The sequence below is a fragment of the Nitratireductor sp. GISD-1A_MAKvit genome (assembly GCF_040819555.1).
GTDB lineage: Bacteria > Pseudomonadota > Alphaproteobacteria > Rhizobiales > Rhizobiaceae > Nitratireductor.
In genome coordinates this window covers 823,515-844,102 of sequence record NZ_CP161920.1, presented here as the reverse complement: position 1 = coordinate 844,102, position 20,588 = coordinate 823,515, and the positions used below count along the sequence as shown (strand labels likewise).

Here is a 20,588-nt window from a genome sequence, read left to right as displayed (position 1 = left end):
CAAGCTCAGGACAAGCCGATGAAAGCCGAAATTCATCCCGACTATCACACGATCAAGGTCGTCATGACGGACGGCACCGAGTATGAGACCCGCTCCACCTGGGGCAAAGAGGGCGACACGCTCCAGCTCGACATCGACCCGTCCACGCATCCGGCATGGACCGGTGGTCAGCAGTCGCTGATGGACCGCGGTGGCCGCGTTTCCAAGTTCAAGCAGCGTTATCAGGGCCTGGGTATCTAACCCGCTCCAACGCAGCAGGCATTGCAAAAACCCGCCTCACAAGGGCGGGTTTTTTGTTGTCTGTCTCTAAGTTGCCGGCTTGTCGATATGTCCAAGATCGCGCTGCGGGGCTATCACATCGCGAACCCTCTGTTTCAGCGTCTTCGCATCGGGGAACCCGCCATCGTGCTTCCGCTCCCAGATCAGGATGCCGTTGCAGGAGACCTCGAAAACACCGCCCGTGCCCGGGCGCAGCGCGACCTCGCACAATTCCGTGGAAAAGGTGGAGAGCAGCTCCTGCGCCAGCCAGGCCGAGCGCAGGAGCCATTGGCACTGGGTACAGTAGGTAATCGCCACGCGATGCTGCATCATGCGATCCCGTCCTTTGCCAAGCAGCAGGATCTGCCGGGAAGACTCACCCGGCAAACGCGAAATCAGGCTGCGCTGAGCTTCGCGAGCGTCTCGTCATCCACCTCGAAATTGGCGTAGACGTTCTGCACGTCATCGTCGTCTTCAAGGGTGGCGACAAGCTTGAGGATCGACTGGGCGCGCTCCTCATCAACCGGCGTTCCGGTCTGCGGCCGCCAGATCGCCTTGACGGATTCGGCCTCGCCCAAGGCTTTTTCCAGAGCGGTTGTCACATCGCCGATGTCCTCGAACGCACAGGTGATGACATGTCCATTCTCATCCGACTGGACATCTTCGGCGCCCGCCTCGATGGCTGCTTCCATCACGGTGTCGGCGTCGCCCTTGTCGACCGGATAGATGATCTCGCCCACACGGTCGAACATGAATGAGACGGAACCCGTCTCGCCCATTGATCCGCCAGCTTTCGTGAAGGCGGCGCGAATGTTGGAGGCGGAACGGTTTCGATTGTCGGTCAGGGCTTCGACGATGATCGCAACACCACCGGGACCGTAGCCCTCGTAGCGCACCTCGTCATAGTTCTCCGCGTCACCGCCGGATGCCTTCTTGATCGCACGCTCGATATTGTCCTTGGGCATGGACTGTGCCTTGGCGTTCTGGATGGCCAGGCGCAGGCGCGGGTTCATCGCCGGGTCGGGCAGCCCCATCTTGGCAGCAACGGTGATTTCGCGCGCCAGTTTGGAAAACATCTTCGAGCGAACGGCATCCTGCCGGCCCTTGCGGTGCATGATGTTCTTGAATTGGGAATGACCGGCCATGGGGCTCCTTCTCACGGTCTTTTGAATGCAACGGAATAACGCCGCTTTATAGTGAAAATGCCGGCCAACGTCCAGAAGCGCCGGCTGCCTAACGTGGCGCATTGCCGCGCTTTGCCGTAGTATGGGTCCCTGTTCGCACGGGAGATGCAGATGAATGCCTTCCGACTGACCGCAAGCTTGTTGATATTTCTGCTCGTCCCTCTTGCCGTGGCCTCGGCACAGACCGAGAGACCCAGCACCTGTCTGGCCATGGCGCAGGCTCTGCCCGGCGTGATCTTCGCCTCGTTTGCCACCCCCGCCGCCACAAGCGCCGAACCGGTGGATATCACCTATGCGGGACACTCTACCTACATAATCGAGACGCCCGCCGGCGTCACCATCGCCACCGACTATTCCGGCGCTTATGGCGCCAGTCCCGTGCCGCGTGTCGTCACCATGAACAAGGCGCATGGCACGCATTTCACCAACAATCCGGACCCGGCCATCGAACACGTGCTGCCGGGCTGGAACCCCGATGGCGGGCCGGCACGGCATTCACTCATGGTGGAGGACGTCTATATCCGCAACGTGACCACCGACATCCACCGCTATGGCGCGATGGAGCCGGATGCCAATTCCATCTTCATCTTCGAGGTGGCGGGCCTGTGCATCGGCCATCTGGGCCATCTGCACCACCGGCTCGACGACAGTCACTATGCGGCGATCGGCAGGCTCGACGTGGTGATGGTGCCCATCGACGGCGGGCTGACACTCTCGCTCGACGGCATGAGCGAAATCACGCGCCGGCTTTCCTCATCGATCATATTGCCGATGCATCGGCATTCCACGCCGCTCAGCGCGTTCACCAGCCGGATGGGCGGTGGTTTCGAACTGGACTTCCGTGAGGGACGGGCGATCACCGTGGCGCTGGACAACCTGCCACGGAGACCGACCATAGTGATACTCGACGGGGTGTAGCGCAGATTACTCTGCCGCCTCGCCCGCAACTGCCTTTTCGCGCATCCGCTTACGCCGCGCCAGCATATTGAGTCCCTCGACCAGCGCCGAGAAGCCCATGGCGGCGTAGATGTAGCCCTTGGGAACGTGAAAACCCATCCCGTCTGCGATCAGCGTCATGCCGATCATCAAAAGAAAGGCGAGCGCCAGCATGACCACGGTGGGGTTGGCTGCGATGAAGCGCGACAGCGGCTCCGCGGCGATCAGCATCACGGTCACGGCCGAGATAACGGCGATGAACATGATGGCGATTTCGTCGGTCATCCCAACGGCGGTGATGATGGAATCAACGGAGAAGACCAGGTCCAGCAGCAATATCTGAACAATGGCCGCACCCGCGGTGATCGTGACCTTGCCCATCATGTTTTCCTTGCCATCGTCGGGATCGACCGAATGGTGGATCTCCTTGGTGGCCTTCCACATAAGGAAGAGGCCACCGGCAATGAGAATGAGATCACGCCAGGAGAAACCGTGGCCGAACAGCTCAAACACGGGTTCGGTAAGCTGCACGATGATGGAAATGGTGGCGAGCAGCGCCAGCCGCAGGATCAGGGCCGCGCTGATGCCGATGCGCCGTGCCCGCGCCTGCTGCTCCTGTGGCAACTTGTTCGTCAGGATGGAGATGAAGATCAGATTGTCTATGCCGAGAACGATCTCAAGCACCACCAGGGTCACAAGCGCGACCCAGGCTTCCGGATTGGAGACAAACTCAAAGTGACCGGCAAGCCATTCCATTGCAGCACCCCTCGCTGGCAATTGTTCAAATATAGCGTTTCGCAGAGTTATGCGTGCACGCGCCCAGCGTCAACGCCAGAAGGCAGGAACGGTTTCCTCAAGCCGGGGACCGAGCCGCAGCGGCGCAATCTGCTCGCAAAGCCCGGTACGGTCTGAAATCTCCAGCCCGACACCGCAAATCGTGGCAGGGCCGGATGCCGCCTCAAAGCGTCCCTTGGGCACTTTCGCCGTGAAACGGTTGAGCGGTTCTTCCTTGTCCATGCCAAGCGAGGAATCGTAATCGCCGCACATGCCGGCATCGGAGAGATAGCCCGTCCCGCCGTTGAGGATCTGGTGATCGGCGGTCGGCTGGTGCGTGTGTGTGCCCACGACGAGGCTCGCCCGCCCATCCACGAAATGGCCGAAACACATTTTTTCGGATGTGGCCTCGGCATGAAAATCGAGAATGACGGCATCGGCCCTGATCGCCCAGCGGACAGGCAGCCAGCACATCCTCCACGCAGGCGAAGGGATCGTCGAGCTCGGGATGCATGAAGACCCGGCCCATGATGTTGGAGACAAGGACCCGGGCACCGTTCTTTGCCATATAGACACCCGAACCCCGGCCCGGCGTGCCCTTGGGAAAATTCGCGGGGCGCAGGAAGCGCTCCTCGCGGGGGGCGAAGGTCAGCGCCTCGCGCTGGTCCCAGACGTGATTGCCTGTCGTCACCACATCGGCGCCGGCATCGAGCGTGGCGCGGAAAATCTCCTCGGTGATGCCGAAACCGCCCGCCGCGTTCTCGCCATTCACCACAACGAAATCCAGCCGGAAATCGGAAATCAGGCCGGGGAGCTTTTCCCAGACCGCCGTGCGGCCGGCACGGCCGACCATATCGCCAAGAAACAAAAATCTCATGCGCCGCTTCTAGAGCATCGGAGGCGTGGGTGAAAAGCGCAAAAAACCTCTCACGCTTCAGTGAATCGCCGCAACCCCGTCTCGGTAAGGATTTCCGACAGGGGCTGGTCATGCTCCTCGTCGGGCACGTGTTCGACCTCCTGACAGTCGAAGGCGATGCCGATCAGGCGTGGCGTGCGTCCCTTGGCCTTCAGCCGCGCAATGGCCCGGTCGTAATAGCCCGCCCCATAGCCGATGCGGTGGCCGCGTGCGTCGAAGGCGGCGAGCGGCACCAGCATCACATCGGGATCAAGCACCGGCGCATCTTCGCCCGGCCCCAACGTTCCGAACCCCATATCAACCATCGGCGCACCGGGCAGATATTCGCGGAAAACGATCGTGGTATTATTCAGAATGGCCGGCAGTGCGATCCGTGCGCCCCTTTCGGCAAGTGCGGCCATGAGCGGGCGCACATCCATCTCCGAACGCATCGGCCAGAAGCCGGAAACGACACCCCCTGCCGCAGGCGACAGCGCATCCGCATGGGCGGGAAGCCGCTCTCCGATTTCGGCGCGCCATCCGGCATCCAGTGCACCCCGGCGCGCAAGGGCTGCTGCACGAAGCTGCTTTTTGAATTCGCGTGGAGTGGTCATGCAAAATGGTGTTTGGCGTGTCTCGACATCACGCCACGATAATCCGGCAATCCGCAGAGAGAAAGGGAAAGAGTGGCGATCCACGGCGACCGATGGAATACACGATCCCGGGAACCTACAAAGTAGGTGGGCGCCGTGTAGCCAAGCCCACGGGCGAGACCAGGGACAGCTCCCTTAAGGATCGATAAGGCCCCGGGGAATTAGATTCCTGTCGGGAAGCGCAGACCGCAAATTCAATATAGGCTTCCGCCCCCTGCTCCGCCAGTGGCATTCGCGCACTTGCGCCAGCAAAATTCACCCAATAGGGTCGCGCTCGGATTTTAAGCTGGAACCACACCGCAAGGACTGATGCGCATGCGTTTTGAAGGCACGGCGGATTACGTCGCCGACAAAGATCTGATGGTGGCCGTGAACGCGGCAATCGCGCTGGAGCGCCCGCTTCTGGTGAAGGGTGAACCCGGCACCGGCAAGACCGAGCTTGCCAAACAGGTGGCAGCAGCCCTCGGGCTCGATCTGATCGAATGGCATGTCAAATCCACCACGCGCGCGCAGCAGGGTCTTTACGAATATGACGCCGTCTCGCGGCTGCGCGACAGCCAGCTGGGCGATGAGCGCTTCAACGACATCAAGAACTACATCAAGCGCGGAAAACTGTGGGAAGCCTTCGCGGCAGACCGCAAGACCGTTCTCCTGATCGACGAGATCGACAAGGGCCGATATCGAGTTTCCCAACGACCTGTTGCAGGAGCTCGATAAGATGGAGTTCTTTGTCTACGAAACCGGCGAGACGGTGAAGGCTATCCACCGCCCCATCGTGATCATCACGTCGAACAATGAGAAAGAGCTGCCGGACGCCTTTCTGCGCCGCTGCTTTTTCCACTATATCCGCTTTCCCGATGCCGAGACGCTGGCAGATATTGTCGAGGTCCACTATCCCGGCATCAAGAAGAACCTGGTGTCTGCCGCCCTCAGCCAGTTTTATGAAATCCGCGAGGTACCGGGGCTGAAGAAGAAACCCTCCACCTCCGAGGCGCTGGACTGGATCCGGCTTCTCGTCGCCGATGATGTTCAACCCGAAGACCTGCGCGGCGAGGCGAAAAACGCCCTGCCCCGCCTGCATGGCGCGCTGCTGAAGAACGAGCAGGACGTTCACCTCTTCGAGAAACTCGCCTTCATGGCGCGGCGGCAATAGGCGCAAGGCCTGTGCCTCCCTGGCCCTTGTCAGAAACGCCTCCGCCGCCTGACAGTGCCCGGAACATGAGGGAGAACACCATGAACGAGATCACCATTCGCCCGCTCGCAAAATCCGACGAAGCCGAATGGCGCCGTCTCTGGACGGACTATCTGACATTCTACAAGACGAGCGTGCCGGAAGAGGTTTATGCGACCACTTGGAAGCGGCTCTTCGATGAGGGCGAATACGAACCCAATGGCCTGATCGCCGAGGTGGATGGAAAGCCTGTCGGTCTGGTGCACTACATGTTCCACCGCACCTGCTGGACGGTGGGCAACAACTGCTATCTGCAGGATCTCTACGCCGATCCCTCCGTGCGTGGACAGGGCATTGGCCGGGCGTTGATCGAGGCCGTTTACGACAAGGCGGATGAGGCAGGCGCGGCAAATGTCTACTGGATGACACAGGACTTCAACGAAACTGCCCGAAAGCTCTATGACCGCATCGCGAAACTGACACCGTTCATCAAGTACCAGCGGCGCTAGGGATTCATTTCGATCCAGCTTGGTGATATGCTAACTGGGTGCATGAGAGGATACCCGCAGATGATCAATGACAACCTCGTTGGCATAGGTGTTTACACACCCGCAGAAGCCTCTCGATTGCTGGGCGTCCCAAGCCGGAAAATTTCCCGATGGCTAAAAGGGCATGAAATCAGGGGAAAGCGCTACGAACGCCTCTGGCGCCCCCAAGTGGATATCGGTGATGATCGGGTCTATCTAGGCTTTCGCGATCTGATGGAAATGCGCACGGCTTTTGCCTTCATGCAGGCTGGCGTCAGCGCCATTATGATTCGGAAAGCCATAGAAGAAGCAAAGAAATATGTGGCTGACGAACGTCCGCTCTCAACCACTCGGTTTCAGACGGACGGGAGATCGATCTTTCTTGAAATTGGCGAAGAGAATGACGACCCTCAACTGCTCGACCTATTCAAAAAACAATATACCTTTAAAAGGATTGTCGATCAGAGCCTCAAAGGTGTTGAGTTTGACGGAATTGCCCCGGCACGCTGGTGGCCGTTGTCCAAGCAGAAAAAAATCGTACTGGACCCCAAACGTTCCTTCGGTCAGCCTATCGATATGGAAAGCGGCGTTCCTACTGCGGTGCTAGCATCTGCAGCCAACACCGAAGGTTTGGAGCGCGCCGCGAGGAATTGGTTTGTGACACCGGCCACAGTCAAACGTGCAGTCGAATTTGAACATTCGCTGCGCAAGGTGGCATGAGGGTCTTATTCGACAATTGTACCTCGCCGGTCATGGCAGCCACTCTGAATGGCTTTATTGTCAACGATGGACATAGCGCCACACACATCCGTGACTTGCCTCTTTCGCACCCAGCAGACATCGAGTGGATGTCCTATCTCTCGAATAGTTCCGACGACTGGTTGGTGATAACTGGAGATCAGCGCATTAGGAAAAACAAAGCGGAAGCTCAGGCGTTTCGCAGAGCCAATCTACGAGGGGTAGTGCTTTCCCCTGCATATCAACGAACTCCTATGCATCGATGTTGTGCTGTCGTCGTGCATCAGTGGCCAGCGCTCATCGACACGATAGCAAGATTCGACCCACCATTTTTGCTCGAAATGAGCATAAATTTCAGCGGCAAGTTCAGACAGTTAAGTTTCTGATCCAAAATGTTCATTCCCTTCTTCCTCGAGCTGAAAGCCGCGCGCGTTCCCGTTTCGCTGCGTGAGTATCTTTCGCTGCTGGAGGGGATGGAGAAGGAGCTTGTCTCCTACGATATCGAGGCCTTCTACTATCTCGCACGCGCCGCTCTGGTGAAGGACGAACGGCATATCGACCGGTTCGATCAGGTGTTCTCGCACGTCTTCAAGGGCGTCGAAGCGGTGTCGGGTGGCGAAGGCGTGGACCCGCAGACGATCCCCGAAGAGTGGCTGCGAAAACTGGCCGAAAAGCATCTCAGCGACGAGGAGAAGAAGCTGGTCGAGGCCATGGGCGGGTTCGAGAAGCTGATGGAGACGCTGAAGGAGCGTCTTGCCGAGCAGAAAGACCGCCATCAGGGTGGCAACAAGTGGATCGGCACCGCCGGCACATCGCCTTTCGGCGCCTATGGCTACAATCCCGAAGGCGTGCGGATGGGGCAGCATGAATCGCGCCACCGCCGCGCAGTGAAAGTTTGGGACAAGCGCGAGTTCAAGAATTTCGACGATGCGGTGGAGCTCGGCACGCGCAACATCAAGGTGGCGCTGAAGCGGCTGCGCCGCTGGGTGCGCGAGGGCGCGGTGGAGGAGTTCGACCTGCCCGGCACGGTGCAGGGCCACTGCCGAGCACGGCTATCTCGATGTGAAAACCCGGCCGGAACGGCGCAATGCGGTGAAGCTTTTGATGTTTTTCGATGTGGGCGGCTCGATGGACGATCACATCCGCATTGTGGAGGAGCTGTTTTCAGCGGCCCGCACCGAGTTCAGGCACATGGAATATTTCTACTTCCACAACTGCCTCTATGAGGGTGTCTGGAAGGACAACCGCCGTCGTTATTCCGAAGTGACGCCCACCTTCGAGGTGCTTCACAAATTCGGACCTGACTACAAGGTCATCTTCGTCGGCGACGCCTCGATGAGCCCCTATGAAATCGCCTATCCCGGCGGCTCGGTGGAGCACTGGAACGAGGAAGCCGGGCACGTCTGGCTGAACCGCGTGCTCCAGCAATGGCCGAACGCGGTGTGGCTCAACCCGGTGCCGGAAAAACACTGGCGCTACACGCATTCGATCCAGATGCTTCAGGAGATTTTCTCAGGCCGCATGTATCCGATGACACTCGCCGGACTGGAAGCCGCCACGCGGGAGCTCTCGCGGAAGCATTGAGTGGCGGGGGCAAATTCACTAAAAAATAGACCCTATCGATAGCTTATTCATCAAGAATCCCGACTACTACATGAGACGCTAAAAACAAAAAAATAAGCGACCACTTCATTGAAATAAGTATCACTTGCCTGAACTTCGGATCGGAGTCATCTTCGCACTTCTACAACAGGAGGGCAGGATGGCAAGGAAATCTGGGCGGATCGGGGAAGCGGATATTCGCATTGAAGTACTGAGGATCGTAGACGCTCAACCAAACAAGGAGATCAGCACCACAAACCTGATCGCTGAGCTTCGCAAGTGTATTCCTCTCACCCCTGAGGATGAGAAACTTCTCGACGGCAGGAACGATGATCGCTTCTCTCAAATCGTGCGCAACATCAAATCACACAAAGACCAAGCAGGAAACCTAATCCACGATGGACACCTGGTAGCGATAAAGGGCGGCTTCAAGCGGCCTTAGCAAAGGCGCGCTTGTATCCCGGCTTAAACCACTTCAACTCTGTGCCTGTCGGCGCATCCTTGTCCCATACAAACCATGCGTAAGCGGTTGTGCCGCTACCTTTGGCGGTCGCGCCGTGCATGTAGAAGGTGATGCGCTCGCTAAAGACCCAAACACGGCTAGGGGGGCAGTCTCTGAAGATCGTATTCGCTCGGTTAGCCCCCTCTAGAAAGGCAAGCCGGAGCAGCAGGGCGAACTTCCGTCCCGCCAGTTTGACACCGCTGCGAACGAACCCTTCCGCACTATTGTAAGGTGGGTTGGTAATGATGTTGTCGGCCCGGTCACGCGCTGTCGTGAAGTCAATCCCGACTTCACCAAATCCGCGATCATAAAGATCGGAGCTGCGAACCTCATTGCCGGTCGTTTCCAGCACACGGGTCATAGCACCATTGCCACACGCGCTTTCCCATATATTTCCAACGAACCGCTCGTTGTCGATCAGCGCGTGCGTTGCCCACGCAGGCGTCGGAAAGAAATCAGGCCCACCCAAGTCGGCGCTGCGCTTGAGCGTCGGCTTGTAGCTGCCGTTAATCTGGTAGGTTGCGTCCATGGGAACCCCTCCGTAACGCAAAATATTACAATCAAAGCATATAGTTAATACATCATTAAAAAGATGTAGGGAACTAACTCACTGCGGGCTTGAAGGTCGCCTTTATCTCGGTCAACCATAGAGAATGGCGCTGCAAAATCTCCTAAACGCATTCAAATGAATAGATATGGTCCTAAGCCACGCCCCTGCGCCCCACCATGCGCCGGCCCATGGGGTGCTGCCCTGTCGCCTCGTCGCCAGCCTGTAGAGTTCCGGTGCATTCGCGCCCGAAAATCAGTTCCAGAAATTCCACCAGCCACTGTTTCAGGTGGCGGTCCCAGATGAGACGTCCCCCCAGATGATCGCGGCCCTGCTGGGCACCGGGCATGACGAACCGATGCGCGCCACGCACCACCCAGCGCTGCATCATGGCGCGGGTGAGCTCGGCGTGGAACTGGACGCCCCAGGCGTTTTCGCCATAGCGGAAAGCCTGATTGGGATAGTGTTCGGCGGTGGCGAGAAGTGTGGCACCCTTCGGCAGTGAAAAGCCTTCCCGGTGAAACTGGTAGACCATTTCCGGCCAGTGCAGGAGCTTGCGACCGGCTTCCGTGGCGCGCAGCGGATACCAGCCGATCTCCACCAGACCGTCATCATGGCTCTTCACCTGCCCGCCCAGGTGCTTCACCAGCAACTGCGCGCCGAGACAGATGCCGAGAAAGGGCTTGTTTTCGCGCAAGGGCACGGAAAGCCAGTCGGTTTCGTGCTTTACAAAATCATCATGATCATTGGCGCTCATGGGGCCGCCGAACATCACCACGCCGGCATGATCCTCAAGCGTTTCGGGCAGAAGATGCCCGAGCGGAGGACGGCGGATATCCAGAGAAAAACCGCTTGCTTCCAGAACCTGGCCGACGCGCCCGGCGCTTGAGGTTTCCTGATGCAGGACAATCAGGATCCTGCGGCTCGGCTCGGTCTCCATGGCGATCAGCTCTTGGCGTGTTTCACTTGCATTTCCTGGCGCAGAAGAACCCTGTCCCGGTTGTCGACACCGATGAGTTCGGCCACCCGCCAGACAAGGTTGTCCTCCAGTTCATGCATCTCGCCATCGGCAAAAACGATGCCCCACATGAGGCCGATGAACGCCTTGCGCGCATCGGCATCGAGATGCCGTTTGAGAACACTGGTAAAGGCGTAAAGGTCGATCGCCTCCTGCTCGGCTTTCTCGCCGGCTTTCACGATGTTCTCGAGTTCGACACCCGTAAGATCGTAGGTACTGGACAGGGTTTCCCTGAGTTTCTCGACCTCGGATGCCTCACGGATGCCATCGGCGTCGAGAACGTGGAAGAGAAGCGCTGCGGCGGCCACACGCGGATCATCTTCCGGCTTCACAATCGTTTGGCGACTGTTGCCCGGAAGGTCTTTCAGAAAGGACATAATGCTGTCGAACATGAGGGCCTGCTGTTCGGATCATATGGAAGGGCGACCCGCCCTGGAGCGGATCGCAATATCTCGGCCTTAAAATAGGCGGAAGGGACTTTGCGTCGAGCCGTTTTTTTCATCCGGGTCCACGCCGGGGTCATCAGGCAGTGGCGGTTTGACCGGTTTGTCTTCTGCCGATGGGCCCGCCTCCTGACCGTTGACCGGGGTGGGGTGTGCAGGCGGTTCGGGCCGGCGTGGCTCCGTCTCCGCCTCCACTGGTGTTTCTTCCGGCTTTTCGGCCGCGACAGGCTCTGCCTCGATCACCACCGGATCGGCTTCGGTCTCGGCGGGTTCCTGCGCTTTTTCTTCTGCTGCTGCTTCTGGCGCCGCGATCGCAGGAGCAGGTGAGAAATCTTCCTTGCCTTCCACCACCTGCGCCAGCCGTTCCATGGGCATGCGCCACTCGAACGCATCCAGCTTGCCGGTAACGGGTGAGATCGGCGCCCAGCGCTCTGCCACGTAACCATCGGCCACCCATGCAGGATCACGCGGTGCACGCAGCGCCTTGGCAAGCCACTGCCTCACGCGGCCCTGATCGCCGGTTTCGGCTTCCTCGATGTCGGCCATCAGAAGATAGACACTTTCGCGCGGTCCGAGGCGGGCAGCCGCCTCGCAGGATTCACGCGCGAGTTTGAACTCGCCTGCGTCGAGTGCCGCACGACCGACGATCAGCGCCGATTCCACATTGTTGCGCTTCAGCGACTGGAGTTTCTTCGCACGTGCGAGACGGTCATGCGTGGAATCGCCGGGGCGGGCATGGATGTAGGCCTCGGCGAGTTCGGGATGCGGCTCTTTCTTCCAGACGGCTTCGATTATCTTTGAGCCCTTGCGCAACTCGTTCTGGCGGAAGAGCGCCCTGGCGGCGGTTACGGCCGCCGGTACGAAATCCGGCCGCAGCTTGTGCGCTTCGGTGGCTGCGCTGCGTGCAGCCTGCGGATCGGCGTCCAGCACCTCGAGAGCCTTGGCGGTGAGCAGCACCGCACGGCGGTCCGCGACGCTTTCGCGCGCTTCCTTGCCAGTCGGTCTGCGGCTGCCGAGCAGGGTCAGCGCACCATCCCAGTCACCTTCTGCCGTTTTGCCGTCAAGCGCGGCATTCACGGCCCAGTCAAGCTGGGGCGCATCTTGAACCGCACGTTCGGCGTAGTGACGCGCCGCCTCGCGCTCACCCACCCGTTCCGCCTCCAGGTAGAGCCCGCGCAGGCCCAGAAGGCGCATTTCGGGATCGTCGAGCATGGCGGTGAACTTGTCGCGCGCCGCCTGCCGGTCGCCATCAAGCAATGCTGCCTGCGCATCGAGCAGATGGATGAGCGGCTCCTGATCGGAAGAGATGAGCTTGGCCGCCTGCTGGCTCATGCGCCGCGCCAGACCGCCATCACCGGCGCCGGCGGCAATCATGCCGGTGGAAAGCGCCTGATAGCCGCGGTCGCGGCGGCGCACGCGGAAATAGCGGGCGACGGCATAGGGGCTTTGCCAGATGCTGCGGATCAGCCACCACAGGATCATCACCGCCGCAACGATTGCCACGATGGCGACCGCAGCCACCATGAGCGAAACCTCATAGCGATAGCCCGCGAAGGTGACGACAAGATCGCCCGGGCGCTCGGCCAGCCAGGCAAAGCCGAGCCCCAGAAGGAAGACGACGACGAGGTAGAAGAGAATACGGAACATCTGCGCTTATGCCCCCTTCAGCGCATCAGCGAGCGCCCTGTTTAATATCTGGTCAGCGGTCTGGCGGGCACGAAGCCTTTCGGCGAAATCGGCTGCAGCCTGCTTGCCAGCTTCCGGAAGCGTCTCGTATTCGGCGAGCGCCTTCTCGTAGTCATTGGCAACAACCGCCGCCTCCATGCGTGCGGCGATCGCATCCGCCCCGTCGCCTTCGACGCTACCCACCGGTCGCACCACCACGAGCGAGCGGGCGCTGGCCATCAGATTGTCGATGATGCCGCCCTCGCCGTCACCGGCCTGACGTGTCACCGCAGCAACGATGCGGCTCGCCGCTTCGGGTGCCTCGGCCGCGAGCGCCGCGCGGCTTGGCACGCCGGTTTTCGCGTTGGCCTCAAGCGGCGCAAGCGCTTCAGCCTCGCCCTCGGGTGCGATGGCGGTGTAGGTTTCAAGCTCGCTGGCATAGGGCGTGCCGCGCTCCACCGCGGATTTGAGCGTGGTCGCGGCGATGACCAGCGCCATGCGCGGCGCAGCATCGGCTTCCTCGGCCTGCGCCTTCAGTGCATCAACATCGCTCCTGATCGTGGAGAGGGCCTCGGCATTGTCAGACGCCGCCTGGCTCGCCGTGCGCGCTGCCTCGGATGCTTCCTGAACGCCGGCTTCGATGGAAGAGATGCGTGAGGTCACATCGTCGAGCGCGGCTCCAGCTTCTCCGTTTTCCGAGAGGTTTTGTGTCTGCTCCTCAAGTGCAGCGAGCCGGGTCGAAATTGCCTCGAGCCCCGGCCCCTCGCCGGCTTCACCCGAAGAAATCGATTCCCGTAGCGCCGCGATCTCATTGCCCAGTTCTGAGAGCCGCTCTTCGGTCGCACCGGCACGCTCACGCGCTTCGCTCAAAGCGGCCTCGACAGCCTCGGTGTTGCCCCCGGAAACGGGCTGCTCGTTCAGTCTGGTCTCAAGGGCAGACACCTGCTGGCGCAGCGCCTCCACCGCAGGATCGGCGGCATCACTGCCCCTGTCGGGAGCCGGCAGCATACCCGCCCATTGCAATCCACCGGCCAGTGCCAGCGCCACAACACCGCCAACAACACCCCCGGCAAGCGCACGACCGGCACCGCCACCGCTTTTGGAAGGCGCAGGCGCGGAAGCCCGAGCCTCTTCGGATTTCTTCTCCGCGTCCGCCCTCTTGGCGCTCGCCTCACCCGCCTTTGCCTCGCGTCCAAATCCGGCGTCCCTGCCCGCGGCCTTGTCTTTGGCTGCTGCGGTGGCCTTCTCATCTTTTGAAGAGGCAGCAGCAGAGGGCTTGGCGGACGCTTCCGATTTGGGCGCCTCCGGCTTGGCTCCCGCGGATTTCGGTGCGTCCTGCTTGCCTGTCTGGCCGGGCGCGTCAGGCTTGTCGACCCTCTCCTTTTTCACCTGATCGGGATCCAGATCGATGGTCACTGGCTCCTTTCGGGTTTTGGAATGACGCGTTCTCGGCGTTTTGACCATCAGGCAACTCCGCTGCAAAAGGCTGGGTCCTGCACTATGTGCAGTGCATATAAGTTCCTATCACACCCCTATGTGGTGAAAACAGGGGCGCGCACGATTGGTGTTACGTCTTTAGCAGAATGAGCAGACGGTCTTCCGATGGAAAATCCGCGATTCGGGCATTTTTCGCTGCATCCTGTCCCAAAACCCCGGCAATACGCTCTGAAAGACAATAAAATGTCGCAGCCGCCAATTTTGTTCCAATATCCGACCGCTCCATCAGGCGCGTGAGCTGAGCCGCGCCATTGGCCGAATGCAGCAGCACATCGTCGACCCGCCGCTCGCCGATCACCTCTTGAACAGCCCTCTCGGCAGGCTCAAGCGGCAGCGTGTCGTAAATCTCGATCAGATGCGGGTGGTGGCCCGCTTCAACAAGCCGCGTTTCCAGCACGTCGCGGCGCACACGCCCGCAAAGCACCGTTGCATGGGCGGGGATTGTGAAAGCGGCATCGATGCGCGCTGCCAGCCTCTCCGCATCGCCCGCCTCGTCATCAACCACATTGAGCCCGGCAGCACGTGCGGCGTCACCGGTACGGCTTCCCACGGCAAAGACGGGTTTGCCTCTCAAGGCGTCGAGTGTGGATCGCGGCGCATGGCGGATGGCATTGGGGCTGGTGACAGCCACCACATCCACCTTCCCAACGGAAGCGGCAGGGTGCAGCGGCACGATCTCCGTCAGCGGCAGAACGATCGGCTCGAAACCCATTCTGACGAGCCTGGCGGCAGTCTCCGAAGCGCCCGGTTCGGGGCGCGTGACCAGCACCCGCCGCATCTCACTGCCAGCTGTCGAAGAACCGTGTGCCGGCCTTCTCGCGGATTTCCGCGCCCGCCTCCGCGCCAAGGCGCACGGCATCCACCTTCAGGCCTTCGGTCGCGATCTCATGGGTCTCACGGCCCTCAGGCGTGAGGATCAGGCCGGAGAAACGCAACCTGTCGCCCTCTATGCGGGCAAGGCCCGCAATGGGCGTGCGGCAGGAACCGTCCAGCGCACCAAGAAAGGCCCGCTCGCAGAGAAGCGCGTCACCAGTCTCGGCATGATGGATCGCCGCGATCATCGGGCCGATGCGCGCATCACCGATGCGGCTTTCGATACAGATCGCGCCCTGCCCGAGTGCGGGCGGGAAACGTTCGGGGTCCATCACCTCGGTCGCTATATGCGGCATGCCCAGCCGGTTGAGTCCGGCGAGCGCCAGAAGCGTGCCCTCGGCAACACCTTCTTCCAGCTTGCGCAGACGCGTCTGCACATTGCCGCGAAACATGCCCACGTCGAGATCGGGGCGAAGACGAAGCACCAGCGCCTGACGGCGCAGCGAAGAGGTGCCGAGCTTGGCGCCCTGCGGCAGATCCTCAAGTTTGGCGATGGAGCGCCCGATGAAAACGTCGCGCACATCCTCGCGCTCAAGAAACGCGGAGATTTCGAGCCCGTCGGGCAGGACGGTGGGCATATCCTTGGAGGAATGCACGGCCAGATCGATGCGGCCATCGAGCATCGCCTCCTCGATTTCCTTGGTGAAAAGCCCCTTCCCGCCGGCCTGGGAGAGCGGGCGGTCCTGAATCTGGTCGCCGGAGGTGGAGATGACGACGATCTCAAACGCCTCTTCTGGCAAGCCGTGTGCCGCCATGAGGCGCGCGCGCACCTCTGCTGCCTGAGCCACCGCCAGAGCGCTTCCGCGCGTTCCGATCTTCACCACATCAGTTTGCATGCCGTCATGTCCGTGCTAACCCCGCATCCGAACCGGATGCACCACACCCCTAACGGGGATTGGCTGCGACGGCAACATGAGCGGGTAAGGCTGAATGACGCGCATCCTTGGCATCGAGACGAGTTGCGACGAGACGGCGGCGGCTGTGATCGAGAAAGCCGGCGGCAGGACGGAAATCCTGTCCAATGTGGTTTTGAGCCAGATTGACGATCATGCCGCCTTTGGCGGCGTGGTGCCGGAAATTGCAGCCCGCGCCCATGTGGAAGCGCTGGACGGGGTGATAAAGGCGGCCCTGGATGAAGCCGGTCTCTCGCTCGACGGGATCGACGCAATAGCCACAACCGCCGGCCCCGGCCTCATCGGCGGCCTGATCGTGGGCCTGACGACCGCCAAGGCGATCGCGGCTGCGAGCGGCACGACGCTCATTCCGGTCAATCATCTGGAAGGCCATGCGCTGACGGCGCGGCTGACCGACGGGATCACTTTTCCCTATCTGCTTCTGCTCGTTTCCGGCGGGCACACGCAGATCGTTCATGTCGAGGGTGTCGGGCGGTATCAGCGCTGGGCCTCAACCATTGACGATGCGCTGGGCGAGGCATTCGACAAGACCGCCAAGCTCCTCGGCCTGCCCTATCCCGGCGGCCCGAGCGTGGAAAAGGCGGCAGCCGGCGGCGACCCCAAACGCTTTGCCTTCCCGCGTCCACTGAAAGGCGAAGCACGGCCGGATTTCTCTTTCTCCGGTCTCAAAACAGCGGTGCGTCGGGAAGCCACCGCGCTTGCACCGCTCAGCGAAAGAGACATCGCAGACATCTGCGCCTCGTTTCAACAGGCCGTCACGGAGACATTGACCGACCGGGTGGAACGCAGTCTCGCACGCTTCCGCGAAACGCACCCCGGCCTCGAAACCCCGGCCCTTGTGGTGGCAGGCGGTGTCGCGGCCAATCAGGCGATCCGCGCGGCACTCGATACACTCTGCGGCAATGCCGGGTTCCGACTCATCGCCCCGCCGCTGCGCCTGTGCGGAGACAATGCCGCGATGATCGCCTGGGCCGGTCTGGAAAGGCTCGAAGCCGGCCTTGAAGAAGAAGACGCACTCGGGTTTGCGCCACGCCCGCGCTGGCCACTGGATCAGGCAGCAGCACCGCTTTTCGGCGCCGGGAAACGTGGAGCCAAGGCATGAGAAAACCATGGACCATAGCGGTTCTGGGCGCGGGCGCATGGGGCACTGCGCTCGGCACCACCATGTTGACGGGCGGCCACACCGCAAGGCTCTGGGCACGCGATGGTGCGCTGGCCCAGGCCATCAACGCCGATCACATCAACAGCCGATATCTGCCAGGAATCGCGCTTGATCCAAAGCTTGCTGCAACCAGCGACAAACAGAAGGCACTCGCGGATGCCGACTGTATCCTTGCCGTGACGCCGGCGCAAAGCCTGCGAGCGGTTCTTGCCGATGCCGGCCCGCATGTGCCAAAGGGCGTTCCGGTTGTCCTTTGCGCCAAGGGCATTGAGCGAGAGACAGGCAGGCTCATGTCCGAAATTGCCTCCGAGATACTGCCGGAAAACCCTGTCGCCGCGCTGTCCGGCCCGAGCTTCGCCAGTGATCTGGCGCGCGGCCTGCCGACCGCCGTGACCGTGGCGACAAAGAATGCCGATCTGGCGGTGAAACTTGCCGAACAGCTCTCCGCGCCGCGCCTGCGTTGCTATTCGACCGACGATCTGACAGGCGTGGAGATCGGCGGCGCGTTGAAGAACGTTCTGGCCATTGCCGCCGGCGCGACACACGGAGCCGGGCTCGGCGCCAGCGCATCGGCAGCGCTGATCACCCGTGGTTTCGTGGAGCTGCGCCGCATCGGCGAGGCCTTCGGAGCGCGTCCCGACACGCTGATGGGGCTTTCCGGCCTCGGTGACCTGATCCTGACCTGCGGCTCGGAGCAATCGCGCAATTTTGCCTATGGCGCCGCACTGGGACGTGGCGAAAGCCTTGAAGGCCGGCCGCTTGCCGAAGGCGCACACACGGCGGGGATTGCCGCGCGCATCGTGCGTGAACGCGGCCTCGAAGCGCCCATCATCGAAAGCGTGACAGAGCTTCTCAAAGGCAGGCTGACCGTGCAGGCCGCCATGGAAGGGCTGCTATCTCGTCCGCTCAAGAGCGAAACCTGACAAGGGGGAAATCATGATCTTCGCCATCATCTGCCGGGACAAGCCTGGCCATCTGGAAACACGCATGAGCACCCGGCCCGAACATGTAAGCTATCTCAACGGGCTCAATGAAAACGGCGCGCTGAAATTCGCCGGTCCCTTTCTCGATGAGGAAGGCAAACCCTGCGGCAGCCTCGTTGCGGTGGAGGCTGAAGATGAAGCCGCAGCGGAGTTGATCGCCAACGCCGACCCCTATGCCCTTGCGGGCCTCTTCGAATCCGTTGAAATACGGGCCTGGAACTGGGTCTTCAACAATCCGGAGAATGCATGATGGCCTATTGGCTGTTCAAGTCCGAGCCTTCCACCTGGTCGTGGGAGATGCAGAAGAAAAAGGGGGCCGAAGGCGAGCAGTGGGACGGCGTGCGCAACTATCAGGCACGCAACAACATGCGCGAGATGAAACTCGGCGATCTCGGCTTCTTCTACCACTCGGTCAAGGAAACTTCCGTGGTGGGCATCGTGGAAGTGTGTGCGCTCGCGCATCCCGACACCACGACGGATGACCCGCGCTGGGAATGCGTGGACATCCGCGCTGTCGAGGACATGCCCCGCCCGGTCACACTTGCCGAGATCAAGGCCAATCCGATGCTCTCGGAGATGATCCTGGTCAACAATTCGAGGCTTTCCGTGCAACCGGTGCGACCGGACGAATGGGCCGAGATCTGCCGCATGGGCGGCCTCAAGAAAATTCCCTGAGAAAGCGCTCATGAAGCGCATCAGCCCGGACAGTGCGGCGGCGTTCATCCAAGCCAACACGGCGCTGACGCGCCCGCCGCATGTGCCCGAGATCGTGCTTCATCTGGCCGATGAGGCGCACGATCTGTGGCAGCGTACCGAAGAGGAACTCGCCGGGATCGGCCTGCCTCCCCCCTTCTGGGCCTTTGCCTGGGCCGGCGGGCAGGGGCTTGCCCGCTATATCCTCGATCATCCCGCAACCGTGCGCGGGAAAAGCGTTCTCGACTTTGCGACCGGTTCCGGGCTTGTCGCCATCGCCGCCATGAAGGCCGGCGCGAAAGGCGTTCTGGCAGCGGACATAGACCCGTTCAGCGCACCGGCCTGTGCGCTGAACATGGCGGCAAACGATGTGCCGTTTGAAACCACGCAGAACGACCTCACCGGTACTGCGGGCGAATGGGACGTGGTGCTTGCCGGCGACGTGTTCTACGACCGGGCGATGACCGACACGCTGGTGCCATGGCTCGAGAGCCTGTCACAAGCAGGCTCGACGGTCATTGTCGGCGACCCCGGTCGCAGCTACCTGCCGCGCACACGCCTTACCGAGCTCGCGTCCTACACCGTGCCGGTGACCCGAGCGCTGGAAGATGCAGAGGTGAAGCGCACGACGGTCTGGCAATTCGCTTGACCGCATACCGGGGTGCGGGTTCAATCCACCGTCCAGCACACCCGAGGAGGATATGATGGATTTCGCCGGTCTCAACTATCTCGCCATCCTCGTTGCCGCCATCGCAGCGTTCATGTTCGGCGCCGTTTATTACGGCACGCTCGGCAAACCGTGGATGAAGGCCGCACGCATCAAGCCCGAAGAAGCGAAGATGAATACATCGCTCTTCATCACCTCCTTCGTGGCCGAACTGATCATGGCATGGGTGCTGGCCGGCGTGATCGGTCACCTCGGCGCCGGGCAGGTCACGTTCTGGAACGGCATCGTCTCAGGAGCCTTCGTCTGGCTGGGTTTCATGGCCACGACCGTGGCCGTCAACCAGCGCTATGAAGGCTTTGGCTGGGACCTGACCCTGATCGACGCCGGCCATTGGCTGGGCGTCGCACTCATCATGGGCGGCGTGATTGGGCTCTTCGGCGTCTGATCAGCTTAAAACCATCACTATTGATGTCCTAGACATCAATACTAAAAGACTGTATATGCATCCAAAGACGGAGCGCCAATGATAACCGCAGCACAGATGCGCGCCGCCCGAGCCCTTTTGGGCATCGACCAGAAGCAGCTGGCCGAGCTTTCGGGCGTTTCCCTGCCGACCATCCAGAGGATGGAGGCAAGCGAAGGCAATGTGCGCGGTGTGGTCGACACGCTTTCCAAGGTGGTCGAGGCGCTGGGGGCAGCCGGCATCGAGCTGATCGGCGACCATGTGCCCAGCACCGGCACCGGACGCGGCGTGCGCTTCAGGGAGCCGACCCCGACAAAGGCAAAATCCGTCTGAGACAACGCAGTTCCAGCAAAATTGGAAGCCGGTTTTGCGTCCGGAACTGCGGGAGACAATGAGAACGCAACGGCGACCGCCTGCAAAACG

General features: G+C 61.0%; 24 protein-coding genes, 1 other RNA gene and 3 pseudogenes. 15 read left to right on the top strand and 13 right to left on the bottom strand.

The window, feature by feature from the left end:
• The first annotated feature begins 18 nt into the window (after positions 1-18).
• Complete coding sequence (gene rpmE / locus AB2N04_RS05335; protein WP_223021740.1) at positions 19-240, top strand: 50S ribosomal protein L31; 222 nt, start codon at positions 19-21, stop codon at positions 238-240.
• 66 nt (positions 241-306) lie between these two features.
• Here the strand turns inward: rpmE and AB2N04_RS05330 are convergent, their stop codons facing one another.
• The gene (locus AB2N04_RS05330) at positions 307-591 is read right to left on the bottom strand and encodes a SelT/SelW/SelH family protein (RefSeq protein WP_367717532.1); all 285 of its coding nucleotides are present in this window, start codon (positions 589-591) and stop codon (positions 307-309) included.
• 62 nt (positions 592-653) lie between these two features.
• Positions 654-1,403 (bottom strand): YebC/PmpR family DNA-binding transcriptional regulator, encoded by a 750-nt coding sequence (locus tag AB2N04_RS05325; RefSeq protein WP_367717531.1) that lies wholly within the window; start codon positions 1,401-1,403, stop codon positions 654-656.
• 150 nt (positions 1,404-1,553) lie between these two features.
• On the opposite strand from AB2N04_RS05325, the gene AB2N04_RS05320 reads away from it, so the two are divergent.
• Entirely contained in the window at positions 1,554-2,360 is an 807-nt protein-coding gene (locus AB2N04_RS05320; RefSeq protein ID WP_367717530.1) for an MBL fold metallo-hydrolase, read from the top strand.
• A 6-nt stretch (positions 2,361-2,366) separates the two neighbouring features.
• On the opposite strand, the gene AB2N04_RS05315 is transcribed toward AB2N04_RS05320, so the two are convergent.
• From AB2N04_RS05315 to ssrS, 4 genes and pseudogenes are all read right to left on the bottom strand, one after another.
• Entirely contained in the window at positions 2,367-3,134 is a 768-nt protein-coding gene (locus tag AB2N04_RS05315) for a TerC family protein (RefSeq protein ID WP_367717529.1), read from the bottom strand.
• Between the two features lie 69 nt (positions 3,135-3,203).
• Positions 3,204-4,029 (bottom strand): annotated as a pseudogene (locus AB2N04_RS05310) (YmdB family metallophosphoesterase).
• Between the two features lie 50 nt (positions 4,030-4,079).
• Positions 4,080-4,661, bottom strand: coding sequence for a 5-formyltetrahydrofolate cyclo-ligase (locus tag AB2N04_RS05305; RefSeq protein WP_367717528.1), 582 nt, complete (start codon positions 4,659-4,661; stop codon positions 4,080-4,082).
• Between the two features lie 73 nt (positions 4,662-4,734).
• Positions 4,735-4,891: non-coding RNA, 6S RNA (ssrS, locus tag AB2N04_RS05300), on the bottom strand.
• A gap of 124 nt (positions 4,892-5,015) precedes the next feature.
• Between ssrS and AB2N04_RS05295 the strand changes: the two are divergent.
• The 6 genes and pseudogenes from AB2N04_RS05295 (at position 5,016) to AB2N04_RS05270 (ending at position 9,180) form a co-directional block, all read left to right on the top strand.
• Positions 5,016-5,853 (top strand): annotated as a pseudogene (locus AB2N04_RS05295) (AAA family ATPase).
• An 80-nt stretch (positions 5,854-5,933) separates the two neighbouring features.
• Positions 5,934-6,380 (top strand): N-acetyltransferase family protein, encoded by a 447-nt coding sequence (locus AB2N04_RS05290; protein WP_367717527.1) that lies wholly within the window; start codon positions 5,934-5,936, stop codon positions 6,378-6,380.
• Between the two features lie 60 nt (positions 6,381-6,440).
• On the top strand, positions 6,441-7,118 hold the full coding sequence (locus AB2N04_RS05285; RefSeq protein ID WP_367717526.1) for a helix-turn-helix domain-containing protein: 678 nt from the start codon (positions 6,441-6,443) through the stop codon (positions 7,116-7,118).
• A complete protein-coding gene (locus AB2N04_RS05280; RefSeq protein WP_367717525.1) occupies positions 7,115-7,522 on the top strand; it encodes a hypothetical protein in 408 nt (135 codons plus the stop codon). The genes AB2N04_RS05285 and AB2N04_RS05280 overlap by 4 nt, the downstream gene beginning before the upstream one ends.
• Positions 7,523-7,528: 6 nt before the next feature.
• A pseudogene (locus AB2N04_RS05275) lies at positions 7,529-8,720 on the top strand (VWA domain-containing protein).
• Between the two features lie 178 nt (positions 8,721-8,898).
• On the top strand, positions 8,899-9,180 hold the full coding sequence (locus AB2N04_RS05270) for a hypothetical protein (protein WP_367717523.1): 282 nt from the start codon (positions 8,899-8,901) through the stop codon (positions 9,178-9,180).
• On the opposite strand, the gene AB2N04_RS05265 is transcribed toward AB2N04_RS05270, so the two are convergent.
• From AB2N04_RS05265 to hemC, 7 genes are all read right to left on the bottom strand, one after another.
• Positions 9,167-9,769, bottom strand: a complete 603-nt coding sequence (locus AB2N04_RS05265; protein ID WP_367717522.1) for a hypothetical protein — start codon at positions 9,767-9,769, stop codon at positions 9,167-9,169. The two genes, AB2N04_RS05270 and AB2N04_RS05265, sit on opposite strands and share 14 nt — an antisense overlap.
• A gap of 172 nt (positions 9,770-9,941) precedes the next feature.
• Positions 9,942-10,727 (bottom strand): glutamine amidotransferase, encoded by a 786-nt coding sequence (locus AB2N04_RS05260; RefSeq protein WP_367717521.1) that lies wholly within the window; start codon positions 10,725-10,727, stop codon positions 9,942-9,944.
• A gap of 5 nt (positions 10,728-10,732) precedes the next feature.
• Positions 10,733-11,197: a TerB family tellurite resistance protein gene (locus tag AB2N04_RS05255; RefSeq protein WP_367717519.1), complete on the bottom strand. Its 465-nt coding sequence runs from the start codon at positions 11,195-11,197 to the stop codon at positions 10,733-10,735.
• A gap of 66 nt (positions 11,198-11,263) precedes the next feature.
• Positions 11,264-12,895, bottom strand: coding sequence for a heme biosynthesis HemY N-terminal domain-containing protein (locus tag AB2N04_RS05250; protein ID WP_367717517.1), 1,632 nt, complete (start codon positions 12,893-12,895; stop codon positions 11,264-11,266).
• Between the two features lie 6 nt (positions 12,896-12,901).
• On the bottom strand, positions 12,902-14,329 hold the full coding sequence (locus AB2N04_RS05245) for a COG4223 family protein (protein ID WP_367717515.1): 1,428 nt from the start codon (positions 14,327-14,329) through the stop codon (positions 12,902-12,904).
• A 151-nt stretch (positions 14,330-14,480) separates the two neighbouring features.
• A complete protein-coding gene (locus tag AB2N04_RS05240) occupies positions 14,481-15,188 on the bottom strand; it encodes a uroporphyrinogen-III synthase (RefSeq protein WP_367717514.1) in 708 nt (235 codons plus the stop codon).
• Position 15,189: 1 nt separating this feature from the next.
• Positions 15,190-16,119 carry a hydroxymethylbilane synthase gene (gene hemC, locus AB2N04_RS05235; RefSeq protein ID WP_367717513.1) on the bottom strand — a complete coding sequence of 310 codons (930 nt, stop codon included), beginning with the start codon at positions 16,117-16,119 and terminating at the stop codon, positions 15,190-15,192.
• Between the two features lie 94 nt (positions 16,120-16,213).
• On the opposite strand from hemC, the gene tsaD reads away from it, so the two are divergent.
• The 7 genes from tsaD (at position 16,214) to AB2N04_RS05200 (ending at position 20,498) form a co-directional block, all read left to right on the top strand.
• Positions 16,214-17,299, top strand: a complete 1,086-nt coding sequence (gene tsaD, locus AB2N04_RS05230) for a tRNA (adenosine(37)-N6)-threonylcarbamoyltransferase complex transferase subunit TsaD (protein ID WP_367717511.1) — start codon at positions 16,214-16,216, stop codon at positions 17,297-17,299.
• Positions 17,296-18,282, top strand: coding sequence for an NAD(P)H-dependent glycerol-3-phosphate dehydrogenase (locus AB2N04_RS05225; protein WP_367717509.1), 987 nt, complete (start codon positions 17,296-17,298; stop codon positions 18,280-18,282). Before tsaD ends, AB2N04_RS05225 begins: the two co-directional genes overlap by 4 nt.
• A 13-nt stretch (positions 18,283-18,295) precedes the next feature.
• Positions 18,296-18,592 carry a YciI-like protein gene (locus tag AB2N04_RS05220; RefSeq protein ID WP_367717508.1) on the top strand — a complete coding sequence of 99 codons (297 nt, stop codon included), beginning with the start codon at positions 18,296-18,298 and terminating at the stop codon, positions 18,590-18,592.
• Positions 18,592-19,017, top strand: coding sequence for an EVE domain-containing protein (locus AB2N04_RS05215; protein WP_367718745.1), 426 nt, complete (start codon positions 18,592-18,594; stop codon positions 19,015-19,017). Before AB2N04_RS05220 ends, AB2N04_RS05215 begins: the two co-directional genes overlap by 1 nt.
• A 10-nt stretch (positions 19,018-19,027) precedes the next feature.
• Positions 19,028-19,684 (top strand): methyltransferase, encoded by a 657-nt coding sequence (locus AB2N04_RS05210; RefSeq protein ID WP_367717506.1) that lies wholly within the window; start codon positions 19,028-19,030, stop codon positions 19,682-19,684.
• 55 nt (positions 19,685-19,739) lie between these two features.
• Positions 19,740-20,147, top strand: a complete 408-nt coding sequence (locus tag AB2N04_RS05205) for a DUF1761 domain-containing protein (protein ID WP_367717505.1) — start codon at positions 19,740-19,742, stop codon at positions 20,145-20,147.
• 78 nt (positions 20,148-20,225) lie between these two features.
• Complete coding sequence (locus AB2N04_RS05200; protein WP_367717503.1) at positions 20,226-20,498, top strand: helix-turn-helix domain-containing protein; 273 nt, start codon at positions 20,226-20,228, stop codon at positions 20,496-20,498.
• The last annotated feature ends 90 nt before the right edge of the window (positions 20,499-20,588 follow it).

Bases quoted from the DNA above. Each gene is read 5' to 3' on its own strand.
- rpmE (WP_223021740.1), top strand. From the start codon at position 19: ATGAAAGCCGAAATTCATCCCGACTATCACACGATCAAGGTCGTCATG.
- AB2N04_RS05330 (WP_367717532.1), bottom strand. From the start codon at position 591: ATGATGCAGCATCGCGTGGCGATTACCTACTGTACCCAGTGCCAATGG.
- AB2N04_RS05325 (WP_367717531.1), bottom strand. From the start codon at position 1,403: ATGGCCGGTCATTCCCAATTCAAGAACATCATGCACCGCAAGGGCCGG.
- AB2N04_RS05320 (WP_367717530.1), top strand. From the start codon at position 1,554: ATGAATGCCTTCCGACTGACCGCAAGCTTGTTGATATTTCTGCTCGTC.
- AB2N04_RS05315 (WP_367717529.1), bottom strand. From the start codon at position 3,134: ATGGAATGGCTTGCCGGTCACTTTGAGTTTGTCTCCAATCCGGAAGCC.
- AB2N04_RS05305 (WP_367717528.1), bottom strand. From the start codon at position 4,661: ATGACCACTCCACGCGAATTCAAAAAGCAGCTTCGTGCAGCAGCCCTT.
- AB2N04_RS05290 (WP_367717527.1), top strand. From the start codon at position 5,934: ATGAACGAGATCACCATTCGCCCGCTCGCAAAATCCGACGAAGCCGAA.
- AB2N04_RS05285 (WP_367717526.1), top strand. From the start codon at position 6,441: ATGATCAATGACAACCTCGTTGGCATAGGTGTTTACACACCCGCAGAA.
- AB2N04_RS05280 (WP_367717525.1), top strand. From the start codon at position 7,115: ATGAGGGTCTTATTCGACAATTGTACCTCGCCGGTCATGGCAGCCACT.
- AB2N04_RS05270 (WP_367717523.1), top strand. From the start codon at position 8,899: ATGGCAAGGAAATCTGGGCGGATCGGGGAAGCGGATATTCGCATTGAA.
- AB2N04_RS05265 (WP_367717522.1), bottom strand. From the start codon at position 9,769: ATGGACGCAACCTACCAGATTAACGGCAGCTACAAGCCGACGCTCAAG.
- AB2N04_RS05260 (WP_367717521.1), bottom strand. From the start codon at position 10,727: ATGGAGACCGAGCCGAGCCGCAGGATCCTGATTGTCCTGCATCAGGAA.
- AB2N04_RS05255 (WP_367717519.1), bottom strand. From the start codon at position 11,197: ATGTTCGACAGCATTATGTCCTTTCTGAAAGACCTTCCGGGCAACAGT.
- AB2N04_RS05250 (WP_367717517.1), bottom strand. From the start codon at position 12,895: ATGTTCCGTATTCTCTTCTACCTCGTCGTCGTCTTCCTTCTGGGGCTC.
- AB2N04_RS05240 (WP_367717514.1), bottom strand. From the start codon at position 15,188: ATGCGGCGGGTGCTGGTCACGCGCCCCGAACCGGGCGCTTCGGAGACT.
- hemC (WP_367717513.1), bottom strand. From the start codon at position 16,119: ATGCAAACTGATGTGGTGAAGATCGGAACGCGCGGAAGCGCTCTGGCG.
- tsaD (WP_367717511.1), top strand. From the start codon at position 16,214: ATGACGCGCATCCTTGGCATCGAGACGAGTTGCGACGAGACGGCGGCG.
- AB2N04_RS05225 (WP_367717509.1), top strand. From the start codon at position 17,296: ATGAGAAAACCATGGACCATAGCGGTTCTGGGCGCGGGCGCATGGGGC.
- AB2N04_RS05220 (WP_367717508.1), top strand. From the start codon at position 18,296: ATGATCTTCGCCATCATCTGCCGGGACAAGCCTGGCCATCTGGAAACA.
- AB2N04_RS05215 (WP_367718745.1), top strand. From the start codon at position 18,592: ATGGCCTATTGGCTGTTCAAGTCCGAGCCTTCCACCTGGTCGTGGGAG.
- AB2N04_RS05210 (WP_367717506.1), top strand. From the start codon at position 19,028: ATGAAGCGCATCAGCCCGGACAGTGCGGCGGCGTTCATCCAAGCCAAC.
- AB2N04_RS05205 (WP_367717505.1), top strand. From the start codon at position 19,740: ATGGATTTCGCCGGTCTCAACTATCTCGCCATCCTCGTTGCCGCCATC.
- AB2N04_RS05200 (WP_367717503.1), top strand. From the start codon at position 20,226: ATGATAACCGCAGCACAGATGCGCGCCGCCCGAGCCCTTTTGGGCATC.